Genomic DNA, 11948 nt, shown 5'->3' on the forward strand with positions numbered 1-11948 from the left:
GAAACGGTTGATGGTTTATTCCTTGAAATTCCAACGGAATAACGGAAAAATTGCCCAGCCACGGAGCCCAGCAGCGAAAAATTGGAAAAAGTATATATTTTCAATACATTGATAAAACAAAACAACCATATACTATAACAGAGCCTAAAATTATACATTTTTAAAGTTCATTTGCTCTAGGCCGAGTCGTCATTTCACATGTAATTATTTGAAATTATTGAAATAACTTTTTGCAACTTAAAAATAGTTAAATACTTTCAACAAATTATATCTAATTGACGACACGACCTAAAACAAATGGCTGTGTTACAGAAAATGGTTGATGTTTTTTTCCTTGAAGCTCCAAAGGGATAACCGGCAAAGTGCCTTAACCGTGGATCCCGCCAAGGGGAAAACCGGAGAGAAAGGCTGTATTTTCACTGCACTGTGGAGATGAAGCAACCACATAAACCACATACTCTGACAGAGCCAAACAAATACCCAACGGAACTCCTTTTGCGCCGCCTCCCCACCAGTCAAAAGTCTTTGAAGGGAGATGGGAGGGGGTCTGGGGGAGGGAAGAGGGAAACTTTCTGAAGAAAGTTTCCCTCTTCCCTCCCCCAGTCCGCACGACCTCACAACACACTCTAACCACACGAGGAAACAATGCATCTCGTCTGCTTTGGAGACTCGATCTGTTACGGCTACGGCGCGCGCCCCGGCGAGGGCTGGGTCGCGCAGATGACGCGTATGCTGGCAACCCTGCGCGAACCGGTTGCGGTGACCAACGCCGGGGTCAGCGGCGACACCACCTCAGACGGCCTGCGCCGTATGCAGTGGGACGTGGAACGCCACCACCCCAACGCCGTCTTCGTCCAGTTCGGCCTCAACGACGCCAGCTTCTGGCATTCGTCCGTGGGCCGGCCTCTGGTCGGCTTCAGAACCTACCTCGCCAACATGGGCGAAATCATCCAGCGCTCGTTCCGCAGCGGGGCGTATACCGTCTTTCTGGCCACCAACCACAGGCCTGCGGAAGCGCCGGGCATTCCGGGAGCCCAGCTTTACCGCCGCACCGTCCGGGAATACAACGAAGGGCTGCGGGCCACCTTTTCAGGGATGAAGGGCATCGTGCTCATCGACATGGAACGGCTTATCCTTGACCAATTCCCGGACACGGATACAATCCTCGCACCGGACGGCGTCCATCTGAACCGGATCGGAAACGACTTTTATTTCATGGCCATCGGCAGGCGCATCGCCCGCAGCCTCGCCGGATAACAGGTTGACCGTATGCCTCCCAAGAAAACCAACGCAGCCCGCCTCCTCGACGAGCTGGGCATTGATTACGAACTGTATGAGGCCCCCTACGACGAGGCCGACCTCTCCGCCACGGCAATGGCCCGCTCGCTCGGCGTGCCCGTGGAGGAGGTCTTCAAAACGCTGGTCGTCCGGGGCGACAAGACCGGAGTCCTCGAAGCCTGCATTCCCGGCGCCGCCGAGCTGAACCTCAAGGAACTCGCCGCCGTGTCCGGCAACAAGCATGTGGAAATGGTTCCGCTCAAGGAAGTCCAGCCCCTCACCGGCTATATCCGGGGCGGCTGTTCCCCGCTGGCCGGGAAAAAGCATTATCCCGTCTTTGTGGACGAAAGCGCCATCCTTTATGAGCGCATCTATGTCAGCGCCGGGCACCGGGGGGTACAGCTCCGCCTCGCCCCCGACGACCTTCTTCGTGCGGCTGAGGGAACCTACGCCGCCATCGCCCGCTATTGACAGTCCCCGGTTTGTCTGCAACAGGAAACGAGGCGCGTCCGGACGCGCCCCCAACCGATCACGCATTCCCGCCGCCCGCCGGCGAATCCTCCCCGGACGGGGAGGGAGAGGAGATTTTGATGATTCCTGTCGATAAACAGATGCAATTGATCAAACGCGGCATCACCAACCTGATTGACGAAGGCGAACTGCGCAAAAAGTTGGAACGGGGCAAGCCCCTTACCGTCAAGGCCGGTTTCGACCCCACCGCGCCGGATCTTCATCTGGGCCACACCGTCCTCATCCACAAGCTACGCCATTTTCAGGAACTGGGCCACAGGGTCGTCTTCCTCATCGGCGACTTCACCGGACGCATCGGCGACCCCTCCGGCCGTTCCGCCACCCGTCCGCCCCTGACCACCGAACAGGTCATCGCCAACGCCGAAACCTATAAGGAACAGGTCTTCAAGATCCTCGATCCCGAAAAGACGGTCGTGGAATTCAACTCCCGCTGGCTCAACGAATTCACCGCCGCCGACTTCATCCGTCTGGGCTCCCGCTATACGCTGGCCCGCATGATGGAGCGCGACGACTTCGCCAAGCGTTACCGCGAAAACACGCCCATCGCCCTGCATGAGCTCCTCTATCCCCTCATGCAGGGGTATGACTCCGTGGCGCTCAAGGCCGACGTCGAAATGGGCGGCACCGACCAGACCTTCAACCTGCTGGTCGGCCGCACCCTCATGGGCCAGTACGACCTCGAACCGCAGTGCATCCTGACCGTGCCGCTGCTGGAAGGCTTGGACGGCGTGCGCAAGATGTCCAAATCCTACGGCAACTACATCGGCATCAACGAGCCCGCCGCCGACCAGTTCGGCAAGGCCATGTCCGTTTCCGACGATCTCATGTGGCGCTATTACGAACTCATCTCCAGCAGGTCGCTGGACGAGATCGCCACGCTCAAAAAGGATGTCGAAGAGGGCCGCCTGCATCCCAAGAAAGCCAAGGAAATGCTGGCATACGAAATCGTGGCCCGCTACCACGGCGAGGCACAGGCACAGGAAGCCTTGCAGGGCTTCAACTCGGTCTTTGCGGACGGCGGCATACCGGACGATGCGCCGGAGTTCGCCTGTGAGCACGGCGAAGCAAGCAAGCCCCCGGTCTTCCTGACCGACTCCGGCCTTGCCGCCTCGCGCGGCGAAGCCAAGCGCCTCATCAAGCAGGGCTCGCTCTCGCTTGACGGCAAACGCTGTGATGACGCCGAAACCCCGCTGGAACCGGGTTCCTACGTGGTGAAGCTCGGCAAAAAGCGCTTCCTGCGCCTGACGGTACGGTAATACATGCTCGACATTGACCTTGCGGTCTCCATAAAACGCTTATCGGTGGCCTTCGTGCCGCTGATGCTTGGGATCATCCTGCATGAGGTCGCCCACGGCTGGGCGGCCCTCAAGCGGGGTGACCCCACAGCCGCCATGCTCGGACGGCTGACGATCAACCCGGTGCCCCACATCGACCCGGTGGGCTTGTTCGTCTTCGTGCTGACCAGCCTGACCGGCCCCTTCGTCTTCGGCTGGGCCAAGCCGGTGCCCATCAATCCCCGGAACTTCCGAAACATCGTAAAAGATACCATGCTGGTATCCTTTGCGGGGCCCGCCGCCAACTTCCTGCTGTCAATCGGGTTCGCCGTGCTCCTGCGCCTGCTCATCGAGTTCTTCCCGTTCGGCGAGTGGCAGGGCAACACCGTGTGGGACTTCTTCTTCCTCATGTTCCAGACCGGCGTGGTCGTGAATATCGGCCTCGGCTGGCTGAACCTGATGCCCATCCCGCCCCTCGACGGCAGCAAGATCCTCTGGGGCGTCCTGCCGCCGAAGCTGGGGTTCCAGTACATGCAGCTTGAGCGTTACGGTTTTCTGGTGCTCATCCTGCTGCTCATGACCGGGGCGCTCGGCTATATCCTCTACCCGCTGATACAGTTCTCTGTGAACACGGTCTTCTCGCTGGTTGTACTGAGTTGACGGAACGGCCAGAGAGGAGCCTTTGAAAGGGGGCTCCTTTCTGCTTTTGGCGGGCAAGAAGGGTTTGCCCGGAACAGGCGGCACGGCTGCGGAAAAGGGAAAGGCCATCCCGTGGGGCCGGAAAGCCGCCGCTCCCGGAAACCACCCTCCCTGCCGATACAAGGACGGACAAAGGACGGACAATGGATATGCTGAAACATCCCGGCATGGTCGAACTGCCCGAACTGCTGGAAAAACTGGATGCCCTGCGCGGGGAAGGCAAAAAGATCGTCTTCACCAACGGATGCTACGACATTCTGCATCCGGGGCATGTGGATCTGCTGGAACGCTGCAAGGCGCAGGGCGATGTGCTGGTGCTTGGACTGAACAGCGACGAATCGGTCAAACGGCTGGGCAAGGGCGACGACCGGCCCGTCAACCCGTATCCGGTGCGGGCCTTCGTGCTCGCGCATCTGGAAAGCGTGGATTTCGTGGTGCGGTTCGACGAGGACACGCCCGCCAAGCTCATCGAAGCCGTACGGCCCGACGTACTGGCCAAGGGCGGGGACTGGCCCGTGGATCGCATCGCAGGCCGGGAAACGGTGCAGCGGCGCGGCGGCGAAGTCGTAAGCCTCCCCCTGCTGCAAGGCTATTCGACCACGGCGCTCATCGAAAAAATCCGCAGCGCCGCCCGGCGCATCTGACTTTTAAGGGACTCAGCGGAATATGAGGAAAGGCTTGTTCTACACCCTGACGGCGGCCGCGTACCCGTTCGGCGCGTGTGTCCTGCTCCCCTTGATCATACGGGACGTGGACAAGGGAGCCGATGCAATGGGCAGAGGCATCGCGCAAGGTTTCGCGGCCCTTTTCTTCATGGGGTTCTGGACGTTATGCGTCCTCATCGCCAGCCTGGCGGCCTCGCGCATCCGGTACGGGGAATGCCTTGTCCCGTTCGTGGTCAACCTTTTCGCCATCATGCTCACCGCACTGTTCTGTTTATTATTTATCTAAGCCCCCTTAAAGGCACAGCAATGAAACCTCTTTTCTATTTTCTGACGGCGGCGGCCTATCCCTTCGGCCTTTATGTTGTGGTTCCCCTGTATATGAAGCACGGCTACGTTGCCGCGGGCGGCGACGCGGCGGGCCGCGCCATGGCCGCCGGGCTTGCCGAACTGTTCGCCATCGCCCTGTGGACACTCGGCGTGGTGGTCGTCAGCCTGCTTATCTCGCGCCTCCATTATAAGGAATGGCTCCCGACCATCGGCATCAACGCGATCATCATCCTGCTCTATCTTCGTTTTCAGCTCGGCCTTTAGGCCGCAGCCTTACGGGGTGAGGGGAAGGGGATGCCGGAAAACTCCCCTTCCCCAAGCCTGCTTGCATACAGCCCACCCCTCACGGAACGCCTCACACATGCCGTCGATATGCCCAACCCTGCCTGCATACAGCCCATCCCTTCCCAAGGGGGATTGCCTGCCACCCCCGTTCACAGCCTTTTCCAGCACGGCCTTCGGCATACGCCGATCCTGAAGAAGCGATAGGCCCGCAACGGTTCCGGCTTGCCGCACCCGGCCCCGCTCAGCCGGTGATGCCCGCCTAGCGGATTGAGCCCGGCCCAGCCGTCAAAAAATCGTTGAAAAAAGCGGCCGGAGAAGCGAAAAACTGCGGAGGGGCGATCGTGTTGTGCCGCGGCTCCCTTCAGGCACGGCACCCCGCTGCCCGCCCTCATCACGGGGAACGGGTTCTTGCCCGTCGAGCCTTTGGGCCGGGGCGGGCCTCTGCCCCCTTATTGCGGGGGAACGGGCGTGCTTCCCTTCAGGGGTGGCAGTCCGGGCAAACCCCGAACAGAAAGCACTCGTGATCTTCCACAAGAAACCCTGAGGGCGCGGCCTCCCGCTCGTTCAGGGCGCAGCCGGGCAGATCGTACACCCGGTTGCAGACCCGGCAGTGGAAATGATGGTGATGCCCCTTTCCCGTGCGTTCGTAGAGCGTGCCGAGGGAAGGATGGCATACCTGTTTGAGCCAGCCGTTTTCCAACAACAGCTTCACGTTGCGGTACACGGTGGCCTGATTGAGCGATTCCACCGCCATCCGTCCGGCTTCCAATATTTCCTCAATGCCGAGGGGCCGATCCAACTGGCAAAAAACCTGCTCAATCGCCGCCCGCTGTGATGTCTTCCGTTTCATTCCCTACACCTCATACGGCTGGGCCTCCGGTGCGTGCATCCTCGCGGAAGGTTCCGGTATTCCTGCAACCCATGCGCGTATCAGCCGCTGTAATGCACACATTCCCGCAGTCCGCACAACCTCTTGACACCTCATCCGGCAAGCATTAATTGCAAATGCCTTCGCAATAGCAATAAGCCGTCCGCGCTTTTCCCGCAAGGAGCCCCCATGCGTAAAACCACCGCCGGAATCGTATGCCTCATAGTCCTTATGTTGCTGTGCGGCGCCGCCCTCGCCCAGCCCCGGATCCTCGCCACCACCTTCCCCGTGTACCAGATTGTCCGCAACATCACGCAAAACGTGCCGGATGCGGAAGTCCGGCTCATGCTCCCCGCGCAGGCCGGATGCCCCCACGATTACGCCCTCACGCCGCAGGACATGGCCAAGCTCGCACAGGCCGACATCCTTGTCCTCAATGGGCTCGGCCTTGAAGCCTTCCTCGGTTCCCCTTCGGCACGCGCCAAAAAGGAAATCCATACCATCGACAGTTCCAAGGGCATCTCCGGGCTGCTCCCCTATACGGATAGGGAAGCGGCGCACGGGGAGCATGAGGGGCACCGTCATGGGGGGATGAACCCCCACCTGTTCGCCAGCCCGCGCATGGCTGCGCAGATGGCCCGTTCCATCGCGGGGCAGCTTGCCGATCTCGATCCCGCCAACGCCGCGTCCTACTGGGCCAACGCCGAAAACTACGCCCGGAAGCTCGACGCGCTGGCCGACGAATTCGCCGCGCTCGGCGGCAGGCTGAAAAACAACCGCATCATCACCCAACACGGGGTATTCGATTATCTGGCGCGCGACATGGGGCTTGATGTGGCCGCGGTCATTCAGGCCGACGACACGCAGGCGCCGTCCGCCTCCGATATGATGAAACTGATCAAGACGATCCGCGACCAGCAGGTTGGGGCCATCTTTACGGAACCGCAGTACCCGGACAAGGTCGCCGCCACCCTGTCCCGCGAAACCGGGGTCGCTACGGCAAAGCTCGATCCCGCCGCCACGGGGCCGGCCTCCGCGCCGCTGGACTATTACGAAAACACCATGCGCGCCAACCTGCACACGCTGGAGAGCACCCTTGGAACCAACTAACGCCGTCGCCTTCCGTGACGTATCCGTGCGCCGGAGCGGGCTCGCCATCCTTGAGCACGTCAACGCCACAGTCCCGCAGGGAAGCTGCACCGTCATCGTGGGCCCCAACGGTGCGGGCAAGACCACGCTCATCCTCGCCCTCATCGGCGAGATGCGCCACGGCGGGGCTATCGACATCATGCCGGGGCGGAATGGAAAATCCCTGCGGCTCGGCTATGTGCCGCAGCGCATCAGCATCGACCGGGGCATGCCGCTCACGGTCATGGAATTCCTCGTCATGGGCATCCAGAAGCGTCCGCTCTGGCTCGGCATCCGGCCCTCGCTGAAGGAACATTCGCTGGGGCTCCTCGCAATGGTCAAGGCGGAGCACCTCGCCTCCCGGCGGCTTGGCGATCTGTCCGGCGGCGAGATGCAGCGCGTCCTGCTGGCCCTTGCCTTACAGCAGGAACCGGAGCTGCTCGTGCTCGACGAGCCCTCGGCCGGGGTGGATTTTCAGGGAGAGCACCTGTTCTGCGAGCTGCTGGACGAACTGCGCGCCGCCAAAGGGTTCACGCAGCTTATGGTCAGCCACGATCTCGGCATGGTCTTCCACCACGCCACGCACGTCATCTGCCTCAAACGGCATGTCTTCGCGGAAGGCACGCCCGACGAGGTGCTGACGCAGGAAAACCTTATGGCCCTGTTCGGCATGCACATGGGCCTCATCAACCCCCATGCCCCCGCCGAGGCCCAGCCAAAGGACAGCCATGTTTGATATCGAGCCGCTCTACCGCCTCGCCTCCCTGCTCCCCTTTGAGTGCCTACAGGCCGGGTTCATGCAGCAGGCCCTCACCGCCCTGATCCTGCTCGCGCCGATGGCGGCGACCATGGGCGTGCAGGTCGTCAGCTTCCGCATGGCCTTCTTTTCCGATGCGATCAGCCATTCCGCCTTCGCGGGCGTGGCGCTCGGCCTGATCTTTTCCATCAACCCGCATGTCGCCATGCCGGTTTTCGGCATCCTCGTCGGGCTCGGCATCATGGCGGTACAGCGGAACAGCGCCCTTTCCTCGGATACGATCATCGGCGTATTCTTCTCGGCGGTCATGGCCTTCGGCCTCGCCGTGGTCAGCCGGGACAACGCCGTGGCCCGTGATCTGCAACAATTCCTCTACGGCGACATCCTGACCATCACGGAAAACGACATCCGCTGGCTCATCGGCCTGTTTTTCGCGCTGGCGGCCTTTCAGATATGGGGCTACAACCGCCTGCTGTACATCGGCCTCAACCCCGTGGTCGCCAAGGCCCACCGCATCAAGGTGTTTTTCTGGCAATACCTTTTCGCCGGGCTGCTCGCGCTCGTCGTGATGTTCTCCGTCTGGGCCGTGGGCGTCCTGCTGGTGACGGCGCTGCTCATCGTGCCCGCAGCCACGGCCCGCAACCTCGCCCGCACAGCCGGGGGCATGTTCTGGTGGTCAATCCTCGTCAGCGTCACTTCCGCCGTAGCCGGGCTGGTGCTTTCCGCACAGGAATGGGCCGGGACAGCCACCGGAGCGACCGTTGTCCTCGTCTCCTGCGGCTGGTTCCTGTTGAGCGCCGTCCTCGCCGCCATACGGGGGGAGGGACGGCGGCAGTAAGCATTCGTGAAGCGCGTGCGGCACGCCTGCCGCAGCCGCTTCGGGGTCGGCCCGTGCGTCAATTCGTGGATGCGCGTGCGGCACGCCGGGAACCTTGCGCCTCCTCCGGCAACGGCTTGCTTCCAATAGAAAAGCGCCCTCTTCCGAATCACGGAACAGGGCGCTTTTTGACGCGCCGGACGGGGATGCGCCTTTCACCGGCGGCCGCCAAGCTGACCGGGGAAAGTCCGGGGTGCCGTACCCCTGTTTCTCAATCGTATGGAAACGCCTTCCGCATACCCCATCCAGCCGGGCGTCTTTGGGAAAGGCTGTGTCATAGAAAATGGCTGATGCTTTTTTCCAGCTCCAAAGGGATAACCGGCAAAAGGCCTGAGCCGTGGATACCGCCAAGGGGAAAACCGGAGAAAAAGGCCGTATTTTCACCGCACTGTGGAGATGAAACAACCATATACTCTAACAAAGCCTTGGGAAATGCTGAGGGCGCCTCCCTGAAAAGGGAGATGCCTCAACATTACTTTCTGTTGATCATGTGCTCAGGGGCGAGGATGTCGTCGAGCTTCTCGCGGCTGAGGAGGTTTCGGGCGAGCACGATGTCGAGCACCGAGCCGCCGGTTTCGAGGGCTTCCTTGGCGATGGACGCGGAAGTTTCATAGCCGAGATAGGGATTCAGGGCCGTGATGATGCCGATGCTGTTCTCGACCATGCTGCGGCAGCGTTCCTTGTTCGCCGTAATGCCGCTCACGCAGCGATCCTGCAACGTCCGCATGGCCTGACGCAGGCGGTGGATGCCGTTCGCCAGCGAGAAGGCGATGATCGGCTCCATGACGTTCAGCTCAAGCTGCCCGGCTTCCGCCGCCATCGTGATGGTCACGTCCTTGCCGATGATGTCGAACGCCACCTGCGAAACCACTTCGGGGATGACCGGGTTGACCTTGCCCGGCATGATCGAGGAGCCGGGCTGCAACCGGGGCAGGTTGATCTCATTGATGCCCGTGCGCGGGCCGGAGGACAGCAGGCGCAGGTCATTGCAGATCTTGGAGAGCTTGACCGCGATGCGCTTGAGCACGCCGGAGGTCTGCACATAGGCCCCGGTGTCCCACGTCGCCTCGATGAGGTTGGTGGACAGCACCACCGGAATCCCGCTGACGTCGGCGAGGGCCTTTGAAGCGGCTTCGGCATAGCCCTTGGGCGCGTTGATGCTTGTCCCGATGGCGGTCGCGCCGAGGTTGATTTCAAGCAGGAGCTTGCGGGATTCCTCGACGCGCAGGATGTCCTCGCCGATGGTCGTCGCGTACGCGCCGAACTCCTGGCCAAGCGTCATGGGCACGGCATCCTGCAACTGTGTGCGGCCCATCTTGATGACGTCCGAAAACTCTTCGGACTTGGCCCCGAACCCACGCTGGAGATAGGCCATATCGCCGGTCAGTTGGCCCAACATGCTGTACAGGGCGATGCGCAGGGCCGTGGGGTAGATGTCGTTGGTGGACTGCGAGCAGTTCACATGGTTGTTGGGGTGGCAGTATTCATATTCGCCCTTCTTGTGGCCCAACAGCTCAAGGGCGCGGTTGGCGATGACCTCGTTGGCGTTCATGTTGGTCGAAGTCCCCGCGCCGCCCTGGATGCAGTCCACGGGGAATTGATCGTGCAGCTTGCCCTCAATGATCTCGTCGCAGGCCGCACAGATGGCATCCCCGATTTCGCGGGGCAGCACGCCGCACCGCATGTTCGCAATGGCGGCGGCCTTCTTGACCAGGCCGAGCGCCCTGATAAGCTCCGGGAAGCTGGAGATGCTCACGCCGGAAATCGGGAAGTTCTCAACCGCCCGGTACGTCTGGATTCCATAATATGTATCGGCAGGGATGCGCATTTCACCCAAAAAATCATGTTCGAGGCGAGGCATGGACGTTTCTCCTGTTTGGTGCGAATACTGAACGTGCCTTGACTATAAGAAACACCCAGCGGAACTGGCAATTGCCGATTTCGTATCGCGTCATGATCAAAAAGCATGGAGCCCCGCGTGGATCAGAAACTCCTTGAAGACTTCCTCAGCCTGTGCCGCCACAGAAGCTTTTCCCATGCGGCGCAGGAGCGCAACGTCACCCAGCCCGCCTTCAGCCGCCGCATCCGGGCGCTGGAGGAATGGCTCGGCGTGATCCTGTTCGACCGGACGGCCCTCCCCATCCGCCTCACGGCGCAGGGCGAACAGTTCCTGCCCGTGGCCCGCGACATCGTAGACCGCATGGCCGAAGCCCGGAGGGAATTCGCGGCCGGAAACCGTTCCGACGGCATCGTCCGCCTCATCAGCCTGCCGACCCTCTCCATCAACGTGCTCCCGGATCTCCTTTTCCGGGTGCGGCAGACGTGCGATCAGCTCCGTTTTGTGGTCAACCCGTTCCCGCAAAGCGTGGAAGAGCATTTCTGCGCCCTGATGGAACATCAGGTGGACATGCTCCTCACCTACAGGCTGGACGAATACGAGTCGGACAGCGAATTCCTTTCGCACATCGAATCCGCCGCCGTCGGCCGGGAACGCTTCCTCCCCGTCGTGGGGAGCGCCCTTGCGGAACGCCTTCCGAGCACATCCCCCCTGCCCTACCTTTCCTACAGCAATTTTTCCTTCGCCAACCGGATCATCCTTCCGCTCTGCGAAAAGACGCCCTGCGAACTCCAGTCCGTCTACGAGAGCAGCCTGAGCGAAGGCATCGTCAAAATGCTGGAAAAAGGCATCGGTATGGCATGGGTTCCGGAAACGCTGGTGAGCGAACAATTGAAGCGGGGCACCATCCGCCGCATATGGGAAGATCGCCCGGATCTCAGCGTGGAAGTGGATATCAAACTCTACCGCAACAAAACCGTCCACCGGGCCGCCATCGAAACCTTCTGGAAAGCCATCCTCCCCTAGGCCGTGTCGCTAATTATATGCGATATATTGAAATTATTAAACTATTTTAACAAGTTCAAATGGTTGCATATCAAACGACGACATAACCTAATTATCATACATTCCTTGTGAAAGGGAAGAGATGCGCCGGGGAAGGGAGCTTTTCTGGAGAGGTTCCGCCATGGTATGCGGCTGTTTCATCTCCACAGCGCGGTGAAAATACGGCCTTTTTCTCCGGTTTTCCCCTTGGCGGGATCCACGGCTAAGGCATTTTTTCTGGTTAGCCCTTTGGAACTTCAAAGAAAAGGCTGTGTTGAAGTTTACGGTTGCTGATTTTTTCAATGAAAATCATGAATAGATAAAAGCTCGTTTCACGTCTGGTGATGTGGGCCTCTCTCATTTTTTGTTCATTACATG

14 protein-coding genes are annotated in these 11948 nt (G+C 60.4%); 11 read left to right on the forward strand and 3 right to left on the reverse strand.

Features of this window, described 5'->3' with window-relative positions:
• Nucleotides 1–645: 645 nt before the first annotated feature.
• The 7 genes from ACZM8Y_RS13975 (at nt 646) to ACZM8Y_RS14005 (ending at nt 5038) form a co-directional block, all read left to right on the forward strand.
• Nucleotides 646–1257, forward strand: a complete 612-nt coding sequence (locus tag ACZM8Y_RS13975; protein ID WP_482334042.1) for an SGNH/GDSL hydrolase family protein — start codon at nt 646–648, stop codon at nt 1255–1257.
• A gap of 12 nt (nt 1258–1269) precedes the next feature.
• Nucleotides 1270–1749: a Cys-tRNA(Pro) deacylase gene (gene ybaK, locus ACZM8Y_RS13980; protein ID WP_482334044.1), complete on the forward strand. Its 480-nt coding sequence runs from the start codon at nt 1270–1272 to the stop codon at nt 1747–1749.
• Nucleotides 1750–1868: 119 nt separating this feature from the next.
• Entirely contained in the window at nt 1869–3065 is a 1197-nt protein-coding gene (gene tyrS / locus ACZM8Y_RS13985) for a tyrosine--tRNA ligase (protein ID WP_302553791.1), read from the forward strand.
• A gap of 3 nt (nt 3066–3068) precedes the next feature.
• Nucleotides 3069–3743 carry a site-2 protease family protein gene (locus tag ACZM8Y_RS13990; RefSeq protein WP_302553790.1) on the forward strand — a complete coding sequence of 225 codons (675 nt, stop codon included), beginning with the start codon at nt 3069–3071 and terminating at the stop codon, nt 3741–3743.
• 182 nt (nt 3744–3925) lie between these two features.
• Entirely contained in the window at nt 3926–4426 is a 501-nt protein-coding gene (gene rfaE2, locus ACZM8Y_RS13995; protein ID WP_482334047.1) for a D-glycero-beta-D-manno-heptose 1-phosphate adenylyltransferase, read from the forward strand.
• A 34-nt stretch (nt 4427–4460) separates the two neighbouring features.
• Complete coding sequence (locus ACZM8Y_RS14000) at nt 4461–4733, forward strand: hypothetical protein (protein ID WP_482334049.1); 273 nt, start codon at nt 4461–4463, stop codon at nt 4731–4733.
• Between the two features lie 20 nt (nt 4734–4753).
• On the forward strand, nt 4754–5038 hold the full coding sequence (locus ACZM8Y_RS14005; RefSeq protein WP_302553784.1) for a serine hydroxymethyltransferase: 285 nt from the start codon (nt 4754–4756) through the stop codon (nt 5036–5038).
• A 499-nt stretch (nt 5039–5537) separates the two neighbouring features.
• Here the strand turns inward: ACZM8Y_RS14005 and ACZM8Y_RS14010 are convergent, their stop codons facing one another.
• Nucleotides 5538–5909 carry a Fur family transcriptional regulator gene (locus ACZM8Y_RS14010; protein WP_302553781.1) on the reverse strand — a complete coding sequence of 124 codons (372 nt, stop codon included), beginning with the start codon at nt 5907–5909 and terminating at the stop codon, nt 5538–5540.
• 207 nt (nt 5910–6116) lie between these two features.
• Here ACZM8Y_RS14010 and ACZM8Y_RS14015 point away from each other — a divergent pair, with 207 nt between their 5' ends.
• Genes ACZM8Y_RS14015 through ACZM8Y_RS14025 form a run of 3 tightly spaced genes read left to right on the forward strand, consistent with a single transcriptional unit; the run spans nt 6117 to nt 8650 of the window.
• A complete protein-coding gene (locus ACZM8Y_RS14015) occupies nt 6117–7037 on the forward strand; it encodes a metal ABC transporter substrate-binding protein (RefSeq protein ID WP_482334052.1) in 921 nt (306 codons plus the stop codon).
• Nucleotides 7024–7791, forward strand: coding sequence for a metal ABC transporter ATP-binding protein (locus ACZM8Y_RS14020; protein ID WP_482334054.1), 768 nt, complete (start codon nt 7024–7026; stop codon nt 7789–7791). The genes ACZM8Y_RS14015 and ACZM8Y_RS14020 overlap by 14 nt, the downstream gene beginning before the upstream one ends.
• Entirely contained in the window at nt 7784–8650 is an 867-nt protein-coding gene (locus ACZM8Y_RS14025) for a metal ABC transporter permease (RefSeq protein ID WP_302553776.1), read from the forward strand. Before ACZM8Y_RS14020 ends, ACZM8Y_RS14025 begins: the two co-directional genes overlap by 8 nt.
• Nucleotides 8651–8963: 313 nt before the next feature.
• On the opposite strand, the gene ACZM8Y_RS14030 is transcribed toward ACZM8Y_RS14025, so the two are convergent.
• Nucleotides 8964–9098 carry a hypothetical protein gene (locus tag ACZM8Y_RS14030; RefSeq protein WP_302553775.1) on the reverse strand — a complete coding sequence of 45 codons (135 nt, stop codon included), beginning with the start codon at nt 9096–9098 and terminating at the stop codon, nt 8964–8966.
• Nucleotides 9099–9161: 63 nt separating this feature from the next.
• Nucleotides 9162–10550, reverse strand: coding sequence for an aspartate ammonia-lyase (gene aspA / locus ACZM8Y_RS14035; RefSeq protein WP_308771496.1), 1389 nt, complete (start codon nt 10548–10550; stop codon nt 9162–9164).
• 117 nt (nt 10551–10667) lie between these two features.
• On the opposite strand from aspA, the gene ACZM8Y_RS14040 reads away from it, so the two are divergent.
• A complete protein-coding gene (locus ACZM8Y_RS14040) occupies nt 10668–11552 on the forward strand; it encodes a LysR family transcriptional regulator (protein ID WP_337431124.1) in 885 nt (294 codons plus the stop codon).
• The last annotated feature ends 396 nt before the right edge of the window (nt 11553–11948 follow it).

The sequence above is a fragment of the Bilophila sp. genome, from assembly GCF_057864385.1.

What these genes read in the sequence shown, in the direction of transcription:
- ybaK (WP_482334044.1), top strand. Translation starts at nt 1,270, where the DNA reads ATGCCTCCCAAGAAAACCAACGCAGCCCGCCTCCTCGACGAGCTGGGC.
- aspA (WP_308771496.1), bottom strand. Translation starts at nt 10,550, where the DNA reads ATGCCTCGCCTCGAACATGATTTTTTGGGTGAAATGCGCATCCCTGCC.
- tyrS (WP_302553791.1), top strand. Translation starts at nt 1,869, where the DNA reads ATGATTCCTGTCGATAAACAGATGCAATTGATCAAACGCGGCATCACC.
- ACZM8Y_RS14010 (WP_302553781.1), bottom strand. Translation starts at nt 5,909, where the DNA reads ATGAAACGGAAGACATCACAGCGGGCGGCGATTGAGCAGGTTTTTTGC.
- ACZM8Y_RS14030 (WP_302553775.1), bottom strand. Translation starts at nt 9,098, where the DNA reads ATGGTTGTTTCATCTCCACAGTGCGGTGAAAATACGGCCTTTTTCTCC.
- ACZM8Y_RS14025 (WP_302553776.1), top strand. Translation starts at nt 7,784, where the DNA reads ATGTTTGATATCGAGCCGCTCTACCGCCTCGCCTCCCTGCTCCCCTTT.
- rfaE2 (WP_482334047.1), top strand. Translation starts at nt 3,926, where the DNA reads ATGGATATGCTGAAACATCCCGGCATGGTCGAACTGCCCGAACTGCTG.
- ACZM8Y_RS14005 (WP_302553784.1), top strand. Translation starts at nt 4,754, where the DNA reads ATGAAACCTCTTTTCTATTTTCTGACGGCGGCGGCCTATCCCTTCGGC.
- ACZM8Y_RS13990 (WP_302553790.1), top strand. Translation starts at nt 3,069, where the DNA reads ATGCTCGACATTGACCTTGCGGTCTCCATAAAACGCTTATCGGTGGCC.
- ACZM8Y_RS14015 (WP_482334052.1), top strand. Translation starts at nt 6,117, where the DNA reads ATGCGTAAAACCACCGCCGGAATCGTATGCCTCATAGTCCTTATGTTG.
- ACZM8Y_RS13975 (WP_482334042.1), top strand. Translation starts at nt 646, where the DNA reads ATGCATCTCGTCTGCTTTGGAGACTCGATCTGTTACGGCTACGGCGCG.